Genomic DNA, 21831 nt, shown 5'->3' with positions numbered 1-21831 from the left:
TCTCAGGCGCTGATCCGCAGCAGCCGCGCCAGGCTTTCAGCCAGCTCTGCGCGGCGAAAGGGTTTGCGCAGCACCTCGAAACCGTACAGCTCACGCGGCGAGAGGTTGGCGTAGCCGGTGATGATCAACACGGGCAGGTCCTGATGCTGCTGGCGCAGTTGATGGGCGAACTGGGCGCCGGTCTCGTCACTCATGATCTGGTCGGTGACGAGCACATCCATGACCAGCCCCTGAGCGATCAAGGCGCGTGCCTGCGCCGGGCTGGCGGCCTCGCTCACCTCATAGCCCAGATCGCGCAACTGCAGCGCGGTGGCATGGCGCACGATCTCTTCGTCATCCACCAGCAGCACCCGCGTAGCCTCACGAGCCCGTGGCGGCTCTTGAGCTGGGCTGCCCGCGTCGACCACATGGGGCTCTCCCTGCGGCAGCCAGAGCGTCGCCTGGGTGCCCTCACCCGGGCGCGAATGAATGGCAAAACCGCCACCCGATTGCCCTGCCAAGCCCTGCACCATGGGCAGGCCCAGCCCCGTCCCCTTGCCGACACCCTTGGTCGAGTAGAACGGCTCAAAGCAGCGAGCCAGGACTTCTTCATCCATGCCACAGCCGTTATCAGCCACTTGCAGCCACAGCTGTTGTCCGGCCACACCCTCTGGCCGCGGCGGGCCTGTGTCGGCGCCACCGGCAGAGATCAGCAGACGCCCGCCACTGTTCATCGCATCGCGGGCATTGACCACCAGGTTGAGCACTGCCAGCTCCAACTGGTGCGGGTCGACCAGCACGCTGGGCAGTCGCGCATCGATCTGCACCACCACCTCGATGGTTGGCCCCAGCGAACGGGCAATCAACTCGCGCATGTCGCCGACCAGCATGGCCAGTGACACTGCCTGGGGCTTGAGGGTCTGCCGGCGCGCGAAGCTGAGCAGGCGGCCGACCAGGTTGCGCGCGCGATCCGCCGCTTGCAGCGCCCCATCGATCAGTCGGGTCGAGCGGCCGATATCGTCCGGGCGGCGGCGGATCAGCTCAAGCGAAGCGATGATCGGGGTGAGCATGTTATTGAAGTCATGGGCGATGCCACCGGTCAGCTGGCCGATCATTTCCATCTTGCGCACTTCGTGCAGTTGCAGCATCGCCGCTTCGCGCTCGCTGAGCATGCTGGCGACGCGCTCCTCCAGGCTCTCATTGAGCGCCATAAGTTCGGCAAAGGTCGCCTCCAGGTGTGCAGCACTGGCGCGCAAGGCCCGCTCGGCGCGGGCGTGGGTAATGGCCTTCCAGACATGCTTGGCGGTTTCCTGGACCAACAGGCACTCGTCCTCGACGAACACATGAGGGGTATGAAATTGCACCGTCAGCATCGCCTCCAAACCGCTCGCCTGCAGCACCGGCACATGCAAGCTGGCGCACAGATCGGCCGAAGTGCCCGCGGGGAAATCGCTCTGCACGCTCATGCCGCTGGCCAGTTGATCGTGCAATTGCGCAGCGAAGGCCTGGTAGTTCTGCTCACCGGTCAGCGAGGTCACGCCATCGACCCAGTCGCGGGCAACCCGCAGGTGCTGACCATCGCCGAGATCTTCGCCAAAAAAAACCCGTGAGGCGCCAAGCTCCTCGCCCAGCCGGCGCAGCGCGTAGGCTTCGATGGCCTCAGGCTCGTCCATGCCTGGCAACGCTTGCCCCAGCTCCAGCAGAAAGGCCTGGCGGCGCTGGAACTGCACCCGTTCGGTGGTTTCGGTAACGATACAGAGCACGCCGCCAACGCTGCCATCGGCCTCGCGCACGGCTGAGTAGGAGACATCGAAGTAGGCCGTTTCACCTAAGCCTCGGCGTTCGATATAGAACGGCCGATCATTGGCCGAAAAGGTTTCGCCGGTTTCGCGCACCCCGCGCAGCAGCGGTTCAAGATCGTCCCACAGCTCGCTCCAGTTCTCCTGCCCCGGTCGGCCCAGGGCACGTGGGTGCTTGGCTCCGATAGTCGGCGCATACGCCTCGTTGTACAGCGCTACGTAGTCGGCGCCCCAGAACAACACGATCTGCGCCTTGGCCGGAAGAATAGTGGCCATGAGCGTTTTCAGGCTGGCGGACCAATCGGCCGGCGCCCCTAATGGCGAGGTGTCCCAGTCCAACGACTGCAACAACGTGCTGACCGTGCCGCCACCGAGCAAGAAGCTCGGCATCGCGCCATGCGGGGAGTTTGCGTCGTTGTCCGAAACTGATTTCATTTCATCCTGACCATCGGTTGCCCTAGGCACAGTGCCATCTACCTGATGGATAAGAAATCAGAGAACGCCAGACGTTCCGCTGGGCTCAACAGTTAGTTGTCGACAGCCAATACGCCAGCGATAGATGTCGCCCCAGGGGGCTGCCTTGCAGCCCATCGCAGGCTGCGCCAGCGCCTACCGTTAGATCAGGTGCCCAGCTATCAAACTCACCCCGATCACCATCATCGCCGAACCCGACACTCTGCCGACCAGCCTCGCCGCCGCCGGGCGGCTGCGCAATACAGCCTTGGCGCCGTAGCCGACCAGCAGGTAGACCACCAGCGAGCTGAACAGGTGGACCAACCCCAGCAGCAGAATCTGCAGCGGTAGCGGCCAAGTTGAGGATGGATCGGTGAACTGTGGCAGCAAGGCCAGAAACAGCAAGAACACTTTGGGGTTCAGACCGCTGACGCAAAATCCCTTGAGCGCCCAGCGTGCCCCCGATCCTGCTTCATCGGCCTGGGCCGCTTCGGGCGCTGCCGGGCGCAACAGCAGATTACCGCCCAACCACAGCAGGTAAGCGGAGCCAGCCAAGGTCAGCAGCGACAGTGCCAGCGGATGCCCGGCGATCAGGCTACCGACCCCGGCAGCCACCACCAGTGTCGCGAGAAAGTGCCCCGAGAGCATGCCAGCTACCGCAGGCATCACCCAGCGTCCACGCATACCCGCCGAGATGGCGTAGGCCCAATCGGCACCCGGGGTAATGACAAACAGCAACGATACGGCCCAGAACGCCGCCAACACACTGATAGCCACTTGAGTCTTCCTTCAGATCAGCTTTGGATGAAGAAAGATTACGGATATCGCCGAGGGATTTTCTTTCGTATATTCCCTCCCTGCGAACAATTACTGGAAGATTCTTCCCAAATGGACAGAACCGATCGCAAGATCCTTGCCGAGCTGCAACAAGACGGTCGCTTGTCGGTGACCGACCTGGCCGAGCGCGTCGGCTTGAGCCTCTCGCCCTGCCATCGACGCTTGAAAGCACTGGAGGAATCTGGCGCCATTGTTGGCTATCACGCACGCTTGGCGCCGGCGGCGCTAGGCTTGAACTTCGCCGCGCTGGTCTTCGTGACCTTGCGCGAAGTCACCCGCCAGCCGGTGGCGGACTTTGAAGCGGCGCTGGCGCAGATTCCGCAGATCGTCGAGGCGCAGCGCTTGTTTGGCGATCCGGACTACCTGCTGCATGTGGTAGCGCGTGATCTCCCGGCGTTTCAGAAACTCTATGACGAGCAGTTGACCAGCATCCCCAACGTCAAGCGGCTGAGCTCGACGCTGGTGATGAAAGAAGTGATTCAGGATCGGTTGTTGCCAATGTAGTTGGCAGCTGCACGGTTTGTGTCGACTGCCAGCGAAAGGCCCGCCCAAACCCGCTTTTTACTCGCCCTCTGAGCGTGCAGTGCGCACCAACACGGCTCACTGCGTGCTGACGCCAACCACCTTGAAGCCCCCAACCCCGCGGCCTTCAGCCCGGTGGCCCGTTCCTTGCTGCCAGCGACCTCTTAACCTTTTGTCAGCCTTAGGTTTTTTAAGGTTCATGAGCACATATTTACTAATTTCTCGATCCCTGCGCACCCCGCATCATCCCTCCAACAAGAACGCGTCGCCCCTTGCCGGCACGCACCCGGGCACTCCCCCGTGCCCCACCTTGCCTTGGAGTCAGTCATGACCAGTGCAGCCAACTCGGCACCTCTAATAGAAAAACACACGATCGGCTACGTGCCCCCGCAAGACCGCCATGGAAAGGTAAGGGATCTGTTCACCCTGTGGTTCGGCGGCAACATCGCGCCCCTGCCCATCGTCACTGGCGCCCTGGGCGTGCAGTTGTTTCACCTGAACCTGGTGTGGGGCATGGTCGCCATCCTGGTCGGTCATCTGCTCGGAGGCGTGCTGATGGCGCTGCACTCGGCGCAAGGCCCGCAGATGGGCATTCCCCAGATGATCCAGAGCCGCGCCCAGTTCGGCTCGCTCGGCGCGTTGCTGGTGGTGGTCATCGCTGGGGTGATGTACATCGGCTTCTTCGCCTCCAACATCGTCCTGGCCGGCAAGTCGCTGCATGGGGTCGCCGAGTCGGTTCCAGTGCCGGTCGGTATCGTGATCGGTGCGCTGGGCTCGGGCATCATCGGCATCATCGGCTACCGCTTCATCCACGTGCTCAACCGCATTGGCACCTGGGTCCTGGGGGTCGGCATCGTGGTCGGTTTTGGCTACATCTTCAGCCATGTCCAGAGCGATGATTTCCTCACCCGTGGCGGCTTCAACCTCGCCGGCTGGCTGGCCACCGTATCGCTGGCGGCGCTGTGGCAGATCGCCTTCGCGCCGTATGTGTCGGATTACTCGCGCTACCTGCCGGCAGACGTGAAGGTGTCGTCGACGTTCTGGACCACCTACCTGGGCTCGGCCCTGGGTTCGAGCCTGTCGTTCGTGTTCGGCGCGGTGGCGGTGCTGGCGATCCCGGCGGGCATGGACACCATGGACGCCGTCAAACTCGCCACCGGCGCAATTGGCCCGTTGATGCTGGTGCTGTTCCTGCTCAGCGTGATCAGCCACAACGCCCTCAACCTGTATGGCGCAGTGCTGTCGATCATCACCCTGATCCAGACCTTCGCTTACCGCTGGATCCCGACCGCAAAGAGCCGCGCGGTGCTGTCGCTGATCGTCCTGGCCGCCTGCTGCGTGGTGGCGGTGTTCGCCTCGGCGGACTTCATCGGCCACTTCGTCGATATGGTCCTGGTGCTGCTGGTCGTGCTGGTGCCGTGGACGGCGATCAACCTGATCGACTTCTATGTGATCCACAAGGGCGACTACGACATCGACTCGATCTTCAAGGTCGATGGCGGCATCTACGGGCGCTACAACCCGCAGGCACTGATCGCCTATGCCGTGGGCATCGTGGTGCAGATCCCATTCATGAACACGCCGCTGTATGTCGGGCCGGTAGCCGAGCACATCAACGGCGCCGATCTGTCGTGGCTGGTGGGCCTGGCGATCACCTCGCCGCTGTACTGGTGGCTGGCCAGCCGCGACAGTGCCTATCGCCGTCGGCAGACCAGCGCCAAGCTGGCAGCGGCAGCCTGATAGAGACAGCACCTGCGCGCTCCCACAACCCCGCTCTGACGCGCCACAGCGCGATGCACGACGGGGCCTCTGTGGGAGCGGGCTTGCCCGCGAAGAGGCCGGCACAGGCAACCTATAGCCGCCCCAAGCGCTCACGCAGAAACGCCACGAACGCCTGCACCGGCCGGGCCACTTGCCGGTGCTGTGGGTACACCGCCGACAGCTGCAGCGCTGGCGGTGTCCACGGCTCCAGCAGTGCGACCAACCTGCCCTCTGCCAATGCCCGCTCGACGATGAACGCTGGCAGATAGGTAATGCCCATCCCGGCAATCGCCGCATCCCTGAGCAGCTCGCCATTGTTCGCGCGCATTCGCCCCGTCACCGCAATGGCCAGGGCCTTGCCCTGATGCTTGAACTGCCACTGCACCTGCCGTGCATGCCCATAAGGCAGGCAATCATGCTCACGCAGCGCTTCAGGCACTGCTGGCGTGCCGCGTCTCGCCAGATAATCGGGGCTTGCGCAGTAGACCCGTTCGATATCGGCAATCCGCCGCGCAATCAGACTGGAATCCTCCAAGCTACCAATGCGCAGTGCCAGGTCATAGCCCTCGCCAATCAGGTCCACCGCCCGGTCACTCAGATCGACTTCGACGTCCAGTTGCCGATGCAGTTGCAAGAACTCCGTCAATAAACAGCCCAGATGGCTCATGGCGAATGACAGCGGCGCACTCAAGCGCAAGGTGCCACGCAACGCCTGGGTCTGGCCGCTGATGTCTTGCTCGACCTGCTGCACTTCGCTGAGCAAACGCAAGGCCGACTGGTAGTACTGCTGGCCCAATGGCGTGGCATCCAGACGCCGCGTCGAACGGTTGAGCAGGCGCACGCCCAGGCGCTCTTCGAGTTGCATCACGCGGCGGCTGACGAACTGCTTGGACAGCCCCAGGCGCTCGGCAGCGGCGGTGAAGCTGCCGGCTTCCATGACCTGGGCAAAAATACGCATGTCTTCGTAAGGGTTCATTGTCGCTATCCAGTTGACAGTGAACGCTTTATACCGGCTTTTCCCCAGCGAGGCAGCTGCCTAATCCCTGCACAGCTGGCAGCGCTGGCCCCAACGCCAGGCAAGCCACCTGAGCGGCATGCGAGTAGCGAGTCAATCTACCCCTTCGACAATGATCACCTCAGCCGTCGCTACCCCCTGGCGATGGCTGCAGGCCTGTTGATACTCGGCCGAGCGGTAGCAGGCCAGCGCCTGTTCATACGACTCGAACTCAATGACCACACTGCGCTGCGGCGTTGGTCGCCCTTCCAGCGCTTCGCTACGCCCGCCCCGCGCCAGGAACCGTCCGCCATACGCCTTGAACGCCGCCGGTGCGCGCTGGGTGTATTGCTGGTACTGCTCAAGGTCGGTCACATCGACATGGGCAATCCAATAGGCCTTCATCCACTGCTCTCCTGTCTTCAGGTATTTGTGTATTATGGTATACCATAAAAATCAAACCACCACAGCGAGCGTGCAGCATGGCTTTCAACAGCATCGAAGAACTACTCGAGGACTACCGGCAAGGCAAGATGGTCCTGCTGGTGGATGACGAAGACCGTGAGAACGAAGGCGATCTGTTGATCGCCGCCGAACACTGCGACGCCGCCGCCATCAACTTCATGGCCCGCCAGGCGCGTGGGCTGATCTGCCTGACCTTGACCGACGAGCACTGCCAACGGCTGGGCCTGGAGCAGATGGTGCCAAGCAACGGCAGCGCCTTCAGCACCGCCTTTACCGTGTCGATCGAGGCTGCCAGCGGCGTCACCACCGGCATCTCGGCGGCCGATCGCGCCCGCACCGTGGCTGCCGCCATGGCGCCCAACGCGCGGCCTGAGGACCTGGTCCAGCCAGGGCATATCTTCCCCCTGCGCGCCCGTGAAGGCGGCGTACTGACCCGTGCCGGGCATACCGAAGCGGGTTGCGACCTGGCCCGCCTGGCCGGTTTCAGCCCGGCCTCGGTGATCGTCGAGGTGCTCAACGATGACGGCAGCATGGCCCGCCGCCCGGACCTGGAGGTGTTCGCCGCCCAGCACGGGATCAAGATCGGCACCATCGCCGACTTGATCCACTACCGGTTGAGCACCGAGCAGACCATCAAACGCATCGGCGAACGTGAACTGCCGACGGTGCATGGCACCTTCCGCCTGGTGACCTACGAGGACCGCATCGAGGGCGGGGTGCACATGGCCATGGTGATGGGCGAGATCCGTCGCGAACAGCCAACCCTGGTGCGCGTGCATGTGATCGACCCGCTGCGTGACCTGGTCGGCGCCGAGTACGCCGGGCCGGCCAACTGGACCCTGTGGGCGGCGCTGGAGAAGGTCGCCGACGAGGGTGCGGGGGTGGTGGTGATCCTGGCCAATCACGAGTCTTCCCAAGCGCTGTTGGAGCGGGTGCCGCAGCTGACCCAGCCGGTGCGCGCGTATCAGCGTGGGCAATCGAAGGTGTACTCGGAGGTCGGCACCGGGGCGCAGATTCTGCAGGACCTGGGCGTGGGCAAGCTGCGTCACCTGGGGCCACCGCTCAAGTACGCGGGGCTGGCAGGGTATGAGCTGGAAGTGGTGCAGAGCATCCCGTTCGAGCCCGCGATTACAGGGTGATGGCCGGTCGCCCAGAGTGCTTGCCAAAATCTTGGAATACCATAATATGATATCCCGTAGACCTTAAATTATCGGCCGCATCCTAAACTCACAATCGGCCCCACGACATCGTTGAAATAGCTGCTCCCCGAACACATGGCGGGTGACAGACCCGCCTCGAATAACAAAAGTAACGAGGGCGTAACCATGCTGTTGAGCAAACGTGTAACCGCAGTGCTGTCCGCCAGCCTGCTGACCCTGGCCTGCCAGGCCAGCCAAGCCGCCGACAGCCTGAACTTCGTCAGCTGGGGTGGAACGACCCAGGATGCGCAAAAACAGGCATGGGCCGAGCCCTTCTCCAAAGCCAGCAACATCAAGGTCGTGCAAGACGGGCCCACCGACTACGGCAAACTCAAGGCCATGGTCGAAAGCGGCAACGTGCAATGGGACGTGGTCGATGTAGAAGCGGACTTCGCCCTGCGTGCCGCCGCCGAGGGCCTGCTCGAACCTTTGGACTTCAATACCATCCAACGCGAGCGCATCGACCCGCGCTTCGTTTCCGACCACGGCGTCGGCTCGTTCTTCTTCTCCTTCGTCCTGGGCTACAACGAAGGCAAGCTCGGTGCCAACAAGCCGGTGGACTGGTCAGCGCTGTTCGACACCAAGACCTACCCTGGCAAGCGCGCCCTGTACAAATGGCCAAGCCCAGGCGTGCTGGAACTGGCGCTGCTGGCTGACGGCGTGGCGCCCGACAAGCTCTACCCACTGGACCTCGACCGGGCCTTCAACAAGCTCGACACCATCAAGAAAGACATCGTCTGGTGGGGCGGCGGCGCGCAGTCGCAGCAGCTGCTGGCCTCGGGTGAGGCGTCGCTGGGGCAGTTCTGGAACGGCCGGGTCTACGCCCTGCAGCAAGATGGCGCGCCGGTTGGGGTGAGCTGGAAGCAGAACCTGGTCATGGCCGACTTCCTGGTCATTCCCAAAGGCGCCAAGAACAAGGATGCGGCCATGAAGTTCCTGGCCAACGCCGCCAGCGCCAAGGGCCAGGCCGAGTTCGCCAACTTGACGGCCTACGCCCCGGTCAACCTGGACAGCGTCAGCCAGCTCAAACCCGAGCTCGCCTCCAACCTGCCGACCGCCTACGCTCAAGACCAGGTGACGCTGGACTTCGCCTACTGGGCGAAGAACGGCCAGGCCATCGCTGCCCGCTGGAATGAGTGGCTGGTCAAATGAAAGTCGCCATCAATGCCCTGCACAACGCGCAAGGTGCCGCCAGCGGCAGCGGCGCATCAGGAGCGGCCATGCACCGTCCGAGCTTGAGCCAACGCTGGCGTGGCAGCCGCAACCTGCTGCCGGCCCTGTTGTTCCTTGGCCTGTTCTTCTTCGCCCCGCTGATCGGCCTGCTGCTGCGCGGGGTGCTGGAGCCAGTGCCGGGGCTGGGCAACTACGAGCAGCTTTTTGCCAACTCGGCCTATGCGCGGGTGCTGTTCAACACCTTCTCGGTGGCCGGCCTGGTGACCCTGATCAGCGTGCTGCTGGGCTTCCCACTGGCCTGGGCGATCACCCTGGTGCCCAAGGGCTGGGGCCGCTGGCTGCTGAACATCGTACTGCTGTCGATGTGGACCAGCCTGCTCGCGCGCACCTACTCATGGCTGGTGCTGCTGCAGGCCTCGGGGGTGATCAACAAGGCGCTGATGGCCATGGGGATCATCGATGCGCCGCTGGAAATGGTCCACAACCTCACGGGCGTGGTGATCGGCATGAGCTACATCATGATCCCGTTCATCGTCCTGCCGCTGCAGGCGACCATGCACGCGATCGACCCGATGGTGCTGCAGGCCGGTTCCATCTGTGGCGCCAGCCCTTGGACCAACTTCTGGAAAGTGTTCCTGCCGCTGTGCCGCTCGGGGCTGTTCTCCGGTGCCTTGATGGTGTTCGTCATGTCGCTCGGTTACTACGTCACCCCGGCCCTGCTCGGCGGCGCGCAGAACATGATGCTGCCTGAGTTCATCGTCCAGCAGGTGCAGTCGTTCCTCAACTGGGGCCTGGCTAGCGCCGCTGCTGCCCTGTTGGTACTGATCACCCTGGTGCTCTTCTACCTGTACCTGAAGCTGCAACCGGAATCGCCGGTTGGTAACGCGAGGTAAGCCGCCATGCTCCTGACGCCCAATGCCATGGGCCGCCCGCTGCGGGTTGGCCTGTACCTGACCACCGGGGTGATCGCAGCCTTCCTGTTGCTGCCGATCCTGTTCATCGTCCTGCTGTCGTTCGGCTCGTCGCAGTGGCTGGTATTCCCGCCGCCGGGCTGGACCTTCAAGTGGTACGGCCAGTTCTTCTCCAACCCTGAGTGGATGGAGGCCGCCCTGGCCAGCCTCAAGGTCGCCGTGCTGACCACGATCTGTGCAGTGGCGCTGGGCCTGCCCACCGCCTTCGCCCTGGTACGCGGGCGCTTTCCTGGCCGGGAGATGCTCTACGGGCTGTTCACCCTGCCGATGATCGTGCCGCTGGTGATCATCGCCGTGGCGGTGTACGCGCTGTTTCTCAAGCTTGGCTACACCGGCACGCTGTTCGCCTTCGTGGTCAGCCATGTGATCGTCGCCCTGCCGTTCACCATCATCTCGATCATCAACTCGCTCAAGCTGTTCGACCAGTCGATCGAAGACGCCGCGGTCATCTGCGGCGCCTCGCGGCTGCAAGCGATCTTCAAGGTGACCTTCCCGGCCATTCGCCCAGGGATGATCGCCGGCGGCCTGTTCGCCTTTTTGGTGTCGTGGGACGAAGTGGTGCTGAGCGTGATGATGGCCAGCCCCAACTTGCAGACCCTGCCAGTGAAGATGTGGACCACCCTGCGCCAGGACCTGACCCCCGTCATTGCGGTGGCCTCGACCCTGCTGATCGGCTTGTCGATCCTGGTCATGCTCATCGCCGCCGCCCTGCGCCGGCGCAACCCAGCCAGCGCCTGAACGCCCCGGAGACAATAACAATGAGTGCAGTGAGCAAAGACAACGCGCACAACCAGACCCTGGTCAGCTTGCGCAACCTGAACAAGCACTACGGCGAATTCACCGCCGTGGACAACATCAACCTGGACATCCAGGATGGCGAGTTCCTCACCTTCCTCGGCTCCAGCGGCTCGGGCAAGTCCACCACGCTGTCGATGCTGGCCGGCTTCGAGACGCCCAGCAGCGGCGAGATCCTGGTCGATCAGCTGTCGCTGGTCAACGTCCCGCCGCACAAGCGCGACATCGGCATGGTGTTCCAGCGCTATTCGCTGTTCCCGCACCTGTCGGTGCGCGACAACATCGCCTTCCCCTTGGCGATCCGCAAACTCAGCGCTGGCGAGATCGCCAAGCGGGTCGATGCGATGCTCAAGCTGGTGCAACTGGAGCCGTTCGCCCATCGCCGCCCTGCTCAGCTTTCCGGTGGCCAGCAGCAGCGGGTGGCAATCGCCCGGGCGCTGGTCTACGAGCCACGGATCCTGTTGATGGACGAACCGCTCGGCGCGCTGGACAAGAAACTGCGCGAAGACCTGCAGGACGAACTGCGTCAGCTGCATCGCCGGCTGGGCATCACCATCGTCTACGTCACCCACGACCAGGAAGAAGCCATGCGCCTGTCACAGCGCATCGCCATCTTCAGCCACGGCAAGATCGTCGGACTGGGCAGTGGCTATGACCTTTACCAGAATCCGCCGAATGCCTTCGTCGCCTCGTTCCTGGGCAACTCCAACTTCCTGCGCATCAAGGCCAGCAGCAATGGCGCGGGCAGCTTCGAGGGCCATGCACTGGCAATTCGCCTGACCCCTGGGCTGGTCGCCGAACAGGACGCGCTGATCATGGTGCGGCCGGAAAAAGCCCTGGCCTTGAGTGCCGAGCAAGCTGCGCGCGAGCCACTCCCAGCGGGTTGGAACGAGGTCAGTGCCAAGGTCGCCGAGGTGTTGTTCCTGGGTGAGAGCCAGACGTGCCATGTGGTCACTGCCGGCGGCACTGAGATGACGGTCAAGGCCTTGTCGGCGGCGGGGATGCCGATGCAGCCAGGGGAAACGGTCAAGGTGCGCTGGGCGGTGGCCGATGCCTGTATCTATACCGAGTGGGGCGAGAGCGATCTGAGCAAGGCCGCTGGGGCACACTGATCGGCGACCTCTCGCGGGGCAAGCCCGCTCCCACGCTTGGCTCATGAGGCGAAGAACCTGGGAGCCAAGCATGGGCGCCACGCTTGGCTAGGCGCCAGAGGACGTGGCAATCAAGCAACGTGGGAGCGGGCTTGCCCCGCGATGAGGCCAGCAAGTACAACGTTTCAACCTGCGGCCAGCTGCCCCAAGCTACGCCGCACCTTGTCCAGCAACTCACCAATCTGGAACGGCTTGATCAGCATATCCATCCCCGTGCCAAGAAACGCCTGGCGATCCAACGCGGTCTCGGCGTAGCCGGTCATGAACAGCACCGGCAGCCCCGGTCGGTAGGTGCGGGCCATGTCCGCCAACTCCCGGCCACTGATCCCCGGCAAGCCGACATCGGTCAGCAACAGTTCGATCCCGGCGTCTTCGCGCAAATGGTCCAGCGCCTGCTCAATGGTCTCGGCCAAGGTGCAACGATAGCCGGCATCGGCCAGCGCCTCGGCCACCGACAGGCGCACCGAAGCCATGTCCTCGACGATCAGCACATGCTCGCCGGCACCCTTCTGGTCGACCTGGGGTGCGCGATCAGCACTGGCCGCTTGTTGGGTACTGGCCGGCAGCAGCAGGGTCACTTCGGTGCCCTGCCCTGGCAGGCTTCGAATCGCCACATGCCCCCCAGACTGGCGAGCGAACCCATAGATGGTCGACAAACCAAGCCCGGTGCCTTGTCCGACCGGTTTGGTGGTGAAAAATGGATCGAAGACCTTTTCCAGCAATTGCGGCTCGATGCCGCTGCCATCATCGCGCACCGTCACCGCTACATAGGGGCCGTCCTGCAAGTTGGGGTCGCCATGCGACCAGGTCGCGGCAGTATTGACCCAGATATGCCCGCCCTTGGCCAAGGCATCACGGGCATTGATCACCAGGTTGAGCACTGCGCTCTCCAGCTGGATCGGATCGACCAGGGCAATCGCCGGGCGGCTGGAGAGCTGCAGTTGCAGCTCGATGCGCTCGCCGATGGTGCGGGTGATCAACTCCTCCAGCGAGCGCACCCGTTCGTTGACATCTACTGGCCGGGTATCGAGCGGCTGCTGGCGGGCGAAGGCCAGCAAGCGATGGGTCAGCGATGCCGCGCTCATTGCCGAGCTCAAGGCGGCCTCGGCGTAGCTTGGGACTTTCTCCACGCGGTTTTCCGCAACCCGTTTGCGGATCAATTCCAGGCTGGTGATGATGCCGGTGAGCAAGTTGTTGAAGTCATGGGCGATACCGCCGGTGAGGCTGCCCAGCGCATCCATCTTCTGTAGTTGCAACAACTGCGCTTCGCTGCGTGCGCGCTGGGCGACTTCATGGGCCAGCTGGGTGTTGGCGTCATCCAGGCGGGCCAGGTGCGAACGCTCGCGATGGCGGTGCTCGGTGACGTCTTCGACGAACACCAGGCACAAGCCGGGGGAGCGATAAGGCGACAGCTGCCACTCGGTATCCCGCGGCAGGCCTTGCACGGTCATGGCCAAGGTGCCACGCCAGCGCTGGCCATCGGCAAGGTGCTGACGCAACAGCGCCAATTCGCCTTGCTGATCGCTGGCAAAGCACTCACGCAAGGTTTCCGGGTGGCGGTTGTCCTGGATCAGCTGGGCGAAGGCCTGGTTGCACTCATGCACCTTGAGTGTGGCGTCCAAGACTGCAATCGGCGCCGAAACATTGCTGAAGATCTCACGAAAACGCGCTTCGCTCTCGCGCAGGGCACGCTCGGTGTCGCGCACTCGCAGCAAGGTGCGCAGGGTCGCCAGCAGCACGTCCGGATCGACCGGGTGCACCAGGTAGGCGTCGGCGCCCGCTTCCAGGCCAGTGATGATGTCGCCGGTCTGGATCGACGCGGCAGACACGTGGATCACCGGCAGCAACACGGTTGCCGGATCGGCGCGCAGCAGGCGCACGATGTCGAACCCACTCATGTCCGGCAGGTTGACATCGAGAATCAGGGCATCGATCTGCTCGTTGCGGATCATCGCCAGGCCGTCGCCACCGGTGCCTGCCTCCAGCACCTGATAGTCGTGCAGCGCCAGCCGCCGGCGCAGCGCGTAACGCGTGGCGGCGTTGTCGTCGACGATCAGCAGGCGGATGTCAGGGTTCATCGACGCTCTCCTGGGCGATGGCCAATGGAATGATCACAAAAAACGCCGAACCCTCCCCTGGCACGCTGTCCACCCCCACTTCGCCCCCCAGCAAGGCGGCGAAACGCTTGCACAGCGACAACCCCAGGCCAGTGCCGCGCAGACGCTTTTGCAGTGGCGAGTCGAGCTGGGCGAAGTCCTCGAACAGGCCTTCGAGCAGCTCTGGCGCAATGCCGATGCCGGTATCGGTAACGGCGAAGCGAATCTGATCGCTGCCATGCAACTGGGCCGAGACCCGCACTTCGCCTCGGGTGGTGAACTTCAGGGCATTGGAAATGAAGTTACGCAGAATCTGGGTCAGCTTCTTGTCGTCGGTATACAGCTGGGGCAGGCCCTGTGGTTCTTCGAACATCAGATCGACAGACCCGGTATCGACGATCGGCCGGAACATCCCGCGCAAGGCGGCAAACAGGTCGAGCATGTCGAACCAGGCCGGCGAGATGGTGATGCGCCCGGCCTCGATCTTGGCCAGGTCCAGCAAGTCATCGACCATGTCGCTGAGCTCGCGGGTAGCGCTGCTGACGAACGCCACCTGCAACTGCTGCTCTTTGCTCAGCGGCCCGTCCACTTCGTCGGCGAGCAGGCTGGTAATGCTCAGGATCGAGCCCAGCGGCGTGCGGAATTCGTGGCTCATGTAGGAAAGGAAGCGGCTTTTCAGGTCCGATGCCTGGCGCAGTTGCTCAGCCTGGATATCCAACTCGGCATACAGCGCCAGCACGCCCTGGTTGGTTTCTTCCAACTCGCCGCGCAAGGCCTGGTTTTCCGCCTGCAAGCGCGCCACCAGGGCGGCCTGCTCGGCGGTGGTGTTGGGCGACGGCTCAGGCATGCACTGTCTCCAGGTCGATAACCAGCACCGTGACATCGTCCCGCCCGCGGCAGAAGTCGCGGTGCAGCACGGTGGCGATCACGGCCGGGTGGCGCGAGGCCAGGCCGGGGTAGGCTTGAAGGTTCCAACGCGATTGCAGGCCGTCGCTGAACATGATCAACAGATTTCCCTTCACGTGAGCGTAGTCGAACACCTGGCCCTTGCGGTATTGACCCCCGACGATGCCGGGGTGCGAGGCCAGGCCCCGCGGCCGTTCGCCGCCCACCAAGGTGGCGCCGATATTGCCGATACCAATGAACGCCAGGCTGTCGCCGCTGGCATCGTACTGAGCGATGGCCGCCGCGCCGCCGCGGGTACCAGCCATGGCGTGGTGCAGCTCGCCAAGCAAGCCTTGCGGCTCACTGAACGGGTTGCTGGCAAACTCCTGGGCCCCGGCCTTGGCGGCTCGCTCGGCCTCCTCACCGTGACCCAGACCATCTATAAGCAGTGCGCTCAGTCGTTGCTTACCCAGGGTCACGTGCCACGAATCACCACAGGCGGGGTCGTCATGCAGGGAATGCTGGCTGACCCCGACCCGCACATCCGGCCCACTGGCGCCCTCGCGGTACAGCCGCGCCAAGACCACTGCGCCACGCTCATCGGCATGCACATCGAACACCTGTGCCAGGCGACTGACCGCGCCCAGACCAATGCCCTGGGTGCCGCCGGTCGAGTAGCCATCGGCCAGGCAAGCATGTACATCGAAACCTTTGGCGCGATCCACTGCCAGCAGCTCAAGACCGTGCCCGCCATCATGAGGCAGCACCCGCAAGTGCAACTCGCCGCGCCCGGCATGTTTGAGCACATTGCTGGCAAGCTCGGTTGCGACCAGCGCCGCTCGGCCGGCATCGGCAGGGGCAAAACCCTGCTGTTCGGCCAGTTTCTGCACCACCCGGCGGGCGTGGCCCACCTGGCTGTGATCATCCAGGCGCAAGACCTGGGTCAGGCTGGCGGCAAGGTTCATGTCCATCGGGTGATCGTTACCCGGGTGCCTTGCCCGGGAGCGGTGTCGAGTTCGAATTCATCGACCAGCCGGCGCGCGCCGGTCAGCCCCAGGCCCAAGCCTGAGCCAGAAGTCCAGCCATCGGTCAACGCCAGCTTGACGTCGGCGATACCGGGGCCTTCATCGCGAAATACCAGGCGCAAGCCAACCCTGCCGGCGTCCTCGATGACCTGCCAGTCCATATCGCCGCCACCGCCATACACCACGGTGTTACGGGCCAGTTCGCTGACCGCCGTGACCAGCTTGGTCAAGTCGACCAGGCGCATGCCGCAGTCGCTGGCAATCCTGCGCGCCAGTTGTCGGGCCAGTACCACGTCCTGCTCCAGTCGCACCGGTTGGCTGCCGCTGTCGCGAATGCTCATGGTCGCCCTACCCGCTGACGCAGCAGATTCATCCCGCGGTCAACGTTGAGCGCAGTGCTCACCCCCGGCAAGGTCAGGCCGAGTTCGACCAGGGTAATGGCTACCGCGGGCTGCATGCCGACCAGCACGGTTTCGGCGTCCATGATCCGCGACAAGCTGGAGATGCTGGCGATCATCCGGCCGATGAACGAGTCGACCATGTCCAGCGCCGAGATATCGATCAACACGCCCCGCGCCGAGGTGTGGTCGAGGCGCGCGGTGAGGTCGTCCTGCAGGCGCAAGGCCAGTTGGTCGTGCATGTCCACCTGGATGGTCACCAGCAGGAACTCGCCCATCTGCAAGATAGGGATACGCTCCATCGCCTCACACTCGCTCGTCTGGGCGGGTGCCTAGACGGGTCAGGGCCAGCTTGAGGGCATCGGCGAGGTTGGACTTGGTGGTCAGCGTGCCCAGGTCCAGGCCCAGGTGAACGATGGTCTGGGCAATCTGCGGACGCACGCCGCTGATGATGCAGTCGGCGCCCATCAGGCGGATGGCGGTAACGGTCTTGAGCAGGTGCTGGGCCACCAGGGTATCGACCGTGGGCACGCCGGTGATGTCGATGATGGCGATTTCCGAGCCGGTGTCGACGATACGCTGCAGCAGTGACTCCATGACGGTCTGGCTGCGTTGCGAGTCGAGGGTGCCGATCAGCGGCAAGGCGAGGACGCCATCCCACAGTTTGACCACCGGGGTGGACAGTTCTAGCAGCTCTTCCTGCTGGCGCTTGATCACCCCTTCGCGGGTTTTCTGATAGGTGCGGATGGTGTGCAGGCCAAAGGCATCGAGCAGCTCGGAGACTTCCCACAGTTGCTCGGCCAACAGCGCCGGCTGCTCGCGGTAGTGACTTTGCAATAGGGTGAACAGCGGGCCTTTGAGAGCAAAGATGAAATAGGCGGTCTGGTGCGACTCCTGGCCCGCCTGGGCACGGCTGGTGGAGAGTTTTTCCAGGAAGCGGCGGGTTTCTTCCCAACCTGCTGCGGCAATGTTACCGCCGCTTTCGCTGCGCAGGCCATCGACTACCAGTTGGAGAAAATCACGGGTTTCCTGACGCAAGTCCTGCTCTTTGATATTGCGGGCGGCGCCATTGGCTTCCAGTGCTGCGATCCAATCGCCGATCAGCCGGGACTGGTTGCTGGCAATTGCCTCCAACGTACTGTTCTGCAGTGCTGCCATGTGCCTTGTTCTCCTGAAAAAGTCTGCCGGCGCCCGATAGAAATTACCGGCCCGCAAAAAAGGACATCCGCCAGTGAAAATAGTTGTGGCAACCGCCCGATAATTGCATCGGGCCAGCCGCGTGCTGCTAACTCTAGGTCAAGATCGCCCGGTCCGTGGCAGACAGCGACTCAGCGACTACGTAGCAGCAGTGCGGCAACGGCACAGCACAACAACGCGATGAACGAGGTCAGGGCGTGAGAAAAGCCATTACCTGCTCAGCGGCCAATGCTGGGGCTTCTTGCATGAAGCAATGCCCGCCCGGCATCTGCTGCGCCGTCACGCTCGCATTGAGCGCCGCCAGGCGACGCACCGAGTGAGGCACGAAGGGATAGGTCTGCTCCCCGTAGAGAATCCGCGTGGGCGTGCGGATTCGGCCCAGCTGGGTCCACATTCGCTCGGGGAAGGAGCTGAAGATCTCCACTTCGCGGCTAGGCCGGCATTTGAGCACCACCGCTTCACCGCAGTCGCCAATGGCATGCTCGACATAGGCCTGCAACGCCTCGTCGCTCCAGCCTTTGAAGATGCCCCGCCCCTGCAGCGAGGCGTGGGCCGCCGCGCGATCAGGCCAGTGGCTGCGCCGCGTGGCCGCCTTGCGCGCCAAGGCGTGTCGGCGGTGCAGGCCAACCAGCGCGGCAGCGCCCATTACTCCGAGCATGCGCCGGCTGAACAGCACCGGGTCGAGCAACACCGCGCGTTCGAACAGCTGCGGCTCATTGGCCAGGATCAACCCAGTCAGCACCCCGCCAAAACTGTGCCCAAGGGCATACCTGGGGACATCGCCATACTCGCCTCGACCCGCCTCGAAGGCCTCCACGGCCAACGCAGCCGTGCGGTTCCAGCCACGAAATGCGCCGCCATGGTCACTGTCGCCATGGCCCTGCACATCGCTCAACCACAGGTCGTAATGCTCGCCCAAACGCATCAGCAGCGGCTGGTAGGCCAGGCTGCAAAAGCCGTTACCGTGAAGAAAGTGCAGCAGTGGCCGGCCACTGGCGGGCGAGCGCCAACCGCGCAGGGTGAAGCCTTCAGGGCAATCATGGGACCAAGGGATCAATTGCATCAGGCGGCTGCGCTCATCGGAATCAGGAAAACGCCGATTCTACAAACAGCAGCGGGTACAGCGAAATCACCAGCAGCAGGGCCATCAGGACATTGAACAGCATCAGCCAACGTGGATTTTGCAGCAGGTTGCGCAAGGCGCTACCGAACATCACCCAAATCCCGACGCTGGGCAGGTTGACCAGGGCGAACAGCGCCGCGATGACGATCACATTGACTACATAGCCCTGCGCCGGCGTGTAGGTGGTAATCGCCCCAACGGCCATCACCCAGGCTTTGGGGTTGACCCACTGGAACGCCGCCGCGCCCAAGAAGCTCATCGGCTTGGCCGAACCATTGCCGCTGGCAGACATCGGCCCAGAAGTGGCGATCTTGTAGGCCAGATACAGCAAGTATGCAGCACCGACGTAGCGCAAGATGGTGTACAGCGGCGGCCAGGCCTTGAACACTTCGCCCAGGCCAAAGCCTACCGCCAGCACCATGACCATGAAGCCGATGCTGATGCCCATGGCGTGCGGAATCGAACGACGCACCCCAAAATTCACCCCCGAGGCAAGCAACATGGTGTTGTTCGGCCCCGGGGTGATCGAGGAAACGAAGGCAAAAAGCACAAAGGCAGTCAGCAGGTCGAGAGAGGCAAGCATGGCGTTGTTCCGCAGCGTGGAGTAGTTATCGTGCAACCACAGTAGCGGAGTAGTGCCTGCCAACCACCAGTACAGTTACCTTATATTTTGCAGATACACATCACTGTACCGATTGTTCTGGCTGGAAGATTTCTTCGATGCTCCGGCCAAACACCCTGGCGATGGTAAAAGCCAGCGGCAGGCTGGGATCGTAACGGCCGGTTTCGATGGCGTTGACAGTCTGGCGCGAGACACCCAGGCGCTCGGCCAGCTCGGCCTGCGACCAGCCCTGCTCGCCGCGCAGGGCGCGGATGTGATTGTTCATCGGTAGCGTCTCACCCCAATCACCGCGCCGATTGCCCACAGCGAGCCCATCAGGCTCCAGACCATGAACATCGACAAACGCGGGTAGCCTGCCGTCTCCAGGAAGCCGTAACTGAAGGTCAGCAGCGCGGTGCCCACGAACGCCAAGCCAAGGGCTTCGAGCTGGATGCGCCGGGCCAGCTCATCCAGGCTGCGCAGGTGCTCAATGACCACCCAGGCCATCATCAGCATCGCCGGCACCGGCAGCAGGGCCAACGCCGTTTTGCCAGCGCCCGCAGGCAGACTCGGCAGGTAATGGCTGCTGACCAGCACGCAGCCGGCATAAGCCAGCAGCGTCAGGATGAAATTGCCCAGGAAGCGTCGTTGCGCCATGGTCGGACCCTCGATGTAAAGTGTGCTTGACATTGAAGGCGATCGCGCACGCCATGTCAAGCTACCTTTACATCTCGGCAAGCCCTGCCCTTGCCGCGTAAGATGAGCATCTCCAACCCAAGGAAACCCTAGCATGAGCCTGACCATCCGCCCCGCCGTGCGCAGCGATGCCGCGCAGATCCTGGCCTTCATCACCGAGCTTGCCGACTACGAACGGGCCCGCCATGAGGTGGTGGCCAGCCTGGCTGATATCGAGCGCAGCCTGTTCGACGAAGACAGCACGGTGAGCAGCTTGATCTGTGAACGCGATGGCCAGGCGATTGGTTTTGCCGTGTACTTCTACAGCTACTCGACCTGGCTGGGGCGCAACGGCATCTACCTGGAGGATCTGTACATCACCCCAGAGCAACGCGGCGATGGCGCCGGGCGCCAGTTACTGCGCTTTATTGCTCGGGAAGCGCTGGCCAACCAGTGCGGACGGCTGGAATGGAGCGTGCTGGACTGGAATGAGCCGGCGATTGGTTTTTACCAGTCGCTCGGGGCGCAGGCGCAGGATGAGTGGGTGCGTTATCGGTTGGAAGGTGAGCGGCTGGCGGCGTTCGCCCACGGGTAGAGGGCGTTAGCAGGGTCCGATGCGCGGGGCAAGCCCGCTCCTACACGATCAACGCTGAGTTTGCCCGCTGCAAGCCAAACTGTGACAAGCGGGCCAACCCAGATTATTCTTGAGAGGTATGTTTCCCCGTCTCAATATGTGAGCGCCGAATATGAAAATCGATGACATGGACGCCTTCGTGGCGGTTATCCGTTGCCAGTCGACCAACCTTGCCGCCGAAGCCCTGCAACTGACCCAGCCGGCCATCACGCGGCGCCTGCAGAACTTCGAGCAAGACCTGGGCGCCACCCTGCTCGACCGCAATACCAAACCTCTCAAACCCACGCCGATGGGCTTGCGGGTGTATGAGCAGTGCAAGGCGATCCTGCGTGAAATCGATGCCCTGCGCGAGCTGGTAGCCAACGATGGCGCCCCCTCCGGCACCCTGCGCCTGGGCGTGCCGCAAACCTTGGGCGATGTGGTCTTGCTCGATGCCCTGGCGAAGATTCGCGAGGCCTATCCGGTGTTGCGCACCCAGGTCAGCAGCGGCTGGGGCAGCAGCTTGATCACGCGCATGGAAAACGGCGAGCTCGATGCTGCAGCCGCACTGTTCCCGCCCGGCAAGATCTTCCCCGAAGGCATCGCCAGCCAGTCGATCGGGCGCATGCCGCTGCGCGTGGTGGCAGCCAAGGGCAGTGCCAGCAAGCGCAGCTACAAGCTCAAGGACTGCTATACCCGAGGCTGGGTGCTCAACCCTGATGGTTGCGGGTTCCGCGCAGGTCTGCAACGGGCGCTCAGTGAGCAGGGTTTGTCGCTGTCGATCAACCTGGAGACCTTTGGTACGGACTTGCAGTTGGGCCTGGTCGCCAGTGGCCAGGGCCTGGGGCTGGTGCCTGAACCGCTGCTGTTGGCCAGTCGTCACAGGGATCAACTGGAGGAGGTCAACGTCAGTGATTTCAAGCCGCAGGTGGATCTGTGGCTGTTCCATCCGCGCTACCTGGGCAATTTGCAGGAGCCGGTGGAGCTGTTTGGCGAAATTGCCGGGGCGCGGTTGCGCAGCTAGGCCTCGCTGTACCCTTGGCTGCGGATCAAGGCGTCACTCCAGACTGCAAATGAAATAAATGCATAAAGCAGGATAAATTAAATTCTCAAAACAAA

General features: G+C 63.2%; 23 protein-coding genes. 9 read left to right on the top strand and 14 right to left on the bottom strand.

Annotation, left to right across the window (positions count from 1 at the left end; all coding sequences use genetic code 11):
* Nucleotides 1-2: 2 nt before the first annotated feature.
* Nucleotides 3-2213 carry an ATP-binding protein gene (locus ACF8K2_RS09275; protein WP_392464480.1) on the bottom strand — a complete coding sequence of 737 codons (2211 nt, stop codon included), beginning with the start codon at nt 2211-2213 and terminating at the stop codon, nt 3-5.
* A 180-nt stretch (nt 2214-2393) separates the two neighbouring features.
* Entirely contained in the window at nt 2394-3008 is a 615-nt protein-coding gene (locus ACF8K2_RS09270) for a LysE family translocator (protein ID WP_392464478.1), read from the bottom strand.
* A gap of 111 nt (nt 3009-3119) precedes the next feature.
* Here ACF8K2_RS09270 and ACF8K2_RS09265 point away from each other — a divergent pair, with 111 nt between their 5' ends.
* Both ACF8K2_RS09265 and ACF8K2_RS09260 read left to right on the top strand, forming a co-directional pair.
* Nucleotides 3120-3572 carry an Lrp/AsnC family transcriptional regulator gene (locus ACF8K2_RS09265; RefSeq protein WP_186555247.1) on the top strand — a complete coding sequence of 151 codons (453 nt, stop codon included), beginning with the start codon at nt 3120-3122 and terminating at the stop codon, nt 3570-3572.
* A gap of 345 nt (nt 3573-3917) precedes the next feature.
* Entirely contained in the window at nt 3918-5330 is a 1413-nt protein-coding gene (locus tag ACF8K2_RS09260; RefSeq protein WP_392464475.1) for a purine-cytosine permease family protein, read from the top strand.
* Nucleotides 5331-5442: 112 nt separating this feature from the next.
* Here ACF8K2_RS09260 and ACF8K2_RS09255 read toward each other — a convergent pair whose 3' ends face one another.
* Both ACF8K2_RS09255 and ACF8K2_RS09250 read right to left on the bottom strand, forming a co-directional pair.
* A complete protein-coding gene (locus ACF8K2_RS09255) occupies nt 5443-6327 on the bottom strand; it encodes a LysR family transcriptional regulator (protein WP_186555245.1) in 885 nt (294 codons plus the stop codon).
* Nucleotides 6328-6459: 132 nt separating this feature from the next.
* Complete coding sequence (locus tag ACF8K2_RS09250) at nt 6460-6750, bottom strand: DUF1330 domain-containing protein (RefSeq protein WP_392464472.1); 291 nt, start codon at nt 6748-6750, stop codon at nt 6460-6462.
* A 77-nt stretch (nt 6751-6827) separates the two neighbouring features.
* On the opposite strand from ACF8K2_RS09250, the gene ribBA reads away from it, so the two are divergent.
* The 5 genes from ribBA to ACF8K2_RS09225 all read left to right on the top strand — a co-directional run bounded on the left by ribBA (nt 6828) and on the right by ACF8K2_RS09225 (nt 12060).
* Entirely contained in the window at nt 6828-7949 is a 1122-nt protein-coding gene (ribBA, locus tag ACF8K2_RS09245) for a bifunctional 3,4-dihydroxy-2-butanone-4-phosphate synthase/GTP cyclohydrolase II (RefSeq protein WP_186555243.1), read from the top strand.
* A 186-nt stretch (nt 7950-8135) separates the two neighbouring features.
* Nucleotides 8136-9161 (top strand): polyamine ABC transporter substrate-binding protein, encoded by a 1026-nt coding sequence (locus tag ACF8K2_RS09240; RefSeq protein WP_186555242.1) that lies wholly within the window; start codon nt 8136-8138, stop codon nt 9159-9161.
* Nucleotides 9158-10075 carry an ABC transporter permease gene (locus ACF8K2_RS09235; protein ID WP_392464469.1) on the top strand — a complete coding sequence of 306 codons (918 nt, stop codon included), beginning with the start codon at nt 9158-9160 and terminating at the stop codon, nt 10073-10075. Before ACF8K2_RS09240 ends, ACF8K2_RS09235 begins: the two co-directional genes overlap by 4 nt.
* A 6-nt stretch (nt 10076-10081) precedes the next feature.
* Nucleotides 10082-10891 carry an ABC transporter permease gene (locus ACF8K2_RS09230; RefSeq protein ID WP_186555240.1) on the top strand — a complete coding sequence of 270 codons (810 nt, stop codon included), beginning with the start codon at nt 10082-10084 and terminating at the stop codon, nt 10889-10891.
* 20 nt (nt 10892-10911) lie between these two features.
* On the top strand, nt 10912-12060 hold the full coding sequence (locus tag ACF8K2_RS09225; RefSeq protein ID WP_392464466.1) for an ABC transporter ATP-binding protein: 1149 nt from the start codon (nt 10912-10914) through the stop codon (nt 12058-12060).
* Between the two features lie 164 nt (nt 12061-12224).
* On the opposite strand, the gene ACF8K2_RS09220 is transcribed toward ACF8K2_RS09225, so the two are convergent.
* The 10 genes from ACF8K2_RS09220 to ACF8K2_RS09175 form a co-directional block, all read right to left on the bottom strand.
* Complete coding sequence (locus tag ACF8K2_RS09220) at nt 12225-14177, bottom strand: response regulator (protein WP_392464464.1); 1953 nt, start codon at nt 14175-14177, stop codon at nt 12225-12227.
* A complete protein-coding gene (locus tag ACF8K2_RS09215) occupies nt 14167-15042 on the bottom strand; it encodes a sensor histidine kinase (RefSeq protein WP_392464462.1) in 876 nt (291 codons plus the stop codon). The genes ACF8K2_RS09220 and ACF8K2_RS09215 overlap by 11 nt, the downstream gene beginning before the upstream one ends.
* Nucleotides 15035-16051 (bottom strand): ATP-binding protein, encoded by a 1017-nt coding sequence (locus ACF8K2_RS09210; RefSeq protein WP_392464460.1) that lies wholly within the window; start codon nt 16049-16051, stop codon nt 15035-15037. The genes ACF8K2_RS09215 and ACF8K2_RS09210 overlap by 8 nt, the downstream gene beginning before the upstream one ends.
* Nucleotides 16042-16446 (bottom strand): ATP-binding protein, encoded by a 405-nt coding sequence (locus ACF8K2_RS09205; protein ID WP_186555236.1) that lies wholly within the window; start codon nt 16444-16446, stop codon nt 16042-16044. Before ACF8K2_RS09205 ends, ACF8K2_RS09210 begins: the two co-directional genes overlap by 10 nt.
* Nucleotides 16443-16805 carry an STAS domain-containing protein gene (locus tag ACF8K2_RS09200; protein WP_264233645.1) on the bottom strand — a complete coding sequence of 121 codons (363 nt, stop codon included), beginning with the start codon at nt 16803-16805 and terminating at the stop codon, nt 16443-16445. Before ACF8K2_RS09200 ends, ACF8K2_RS09205 begins: the two co-directional genes overlap by 4 nt.
* Before the next feature lie 4 nt (nt 16806-16809).
* On the bottom strand, nt 16810-17661 hold the full coding sequence (locus tag ACF8K2_RS09195; RefSeq protein ID WP_368972063.1) for an STAS domain-containing protein: 852 nt from the start codon (nt 17659-17661) through the stop codon (nt 16810-16812).
* Nucleotides 17662-17890: 229 nt separating this feature from the next.
* Nucleotides 17891-18763 (bottom strand): alpha/beta fold hydrolase, encoded by an 873-nt coding sequence (locus ACF8K2_RS09190; protein ID WP_368972064.1) that lies wholly within the window; start codon nt 18761-18763, stop codon nt 17891-17893.
* Nucleotides 18764-18785: 22 nt separating this feature from the next.
* Nucleotides 18786-19406 (bottom strand): LysE family translocator, encoded by a 621-nt coding sequence (locus ACF8K2_RS09185; RefSeq protein WP_264233640.1) that lies wholly within the window; start codon nt 19404-19406, stop codon nt 18786-18788.
* 100 nt (nt 19407-19506) lie between these two features.
* Entirely contained in the window at nt 19507-19710 is a 204-nt protein-coding gene (locus tag ACF8K2_RS09180) for a helix-turn-helix transcriptional regulator (protein ID WP_368972065.1), read from the bottom strand.
* Nucleotides 19707-20081, bottom strand: a complete 375-nt coding sequence (locus ACF8K2_RS09175; RefSeq protein ID WP_392464500.1) for a hypothetical protein — start codon at nt 20079-20081, stop codon at nt 19707-19709. The genes ACF8K2_RS09180 and ACF8K2_RS09175 overlap by 4 nt, the downstream gene beginning before the upstream one ends.
* 133 nt (nt 20082-20214) lie before the next feature.
* On the opposite strand from ACF8K2_RS09175, the gene ACF8K2_RS09170 reads away from it, so the two are divergent.
* Nucleotides 20215-20694 carry a GNAT family N-acetyltransferase gene (locus ACF8K2_RS09170; RefSeq protein ID WP_392464455.1) on the top strand — a complete coding sequence of 160 codons (480 nt, stop codon included), beginning with the start codon at nt 20215-20217 and terminating at the stop codon, nt 20692-20694.
* Nucleotides 20695-20845: 151 nt separating this feature from the next.
* The gene (locus ACF8K2_RS09165; RefSeq protein ID WP_392464453.1) at nt 20846-21736 is read left to right on the top strand and encodes a LysR family transcriptional regulator; all 891 of its coding nucleotides are present in this window, start codon (nt 20846-20848) and stop codon (nt 21734-21736) included.
* Nucleotides 21737-21831: the final 95 nt, after the last annotated feature.

This window comes from Pseudomonas sp. xss_2, from assembly GCF_043104195.1.
Taxonomy (GTDB): Bacteria; Pseudomonadota; Gammaproteobacteria; order Pseudomonadales; family Pseudomonadaceae; genus Aquipseudomonas; species Aquipseudomonas urmiensis.
This window is presented reverse-complemented; position numbering and strand designations above follow the sequence as displayed.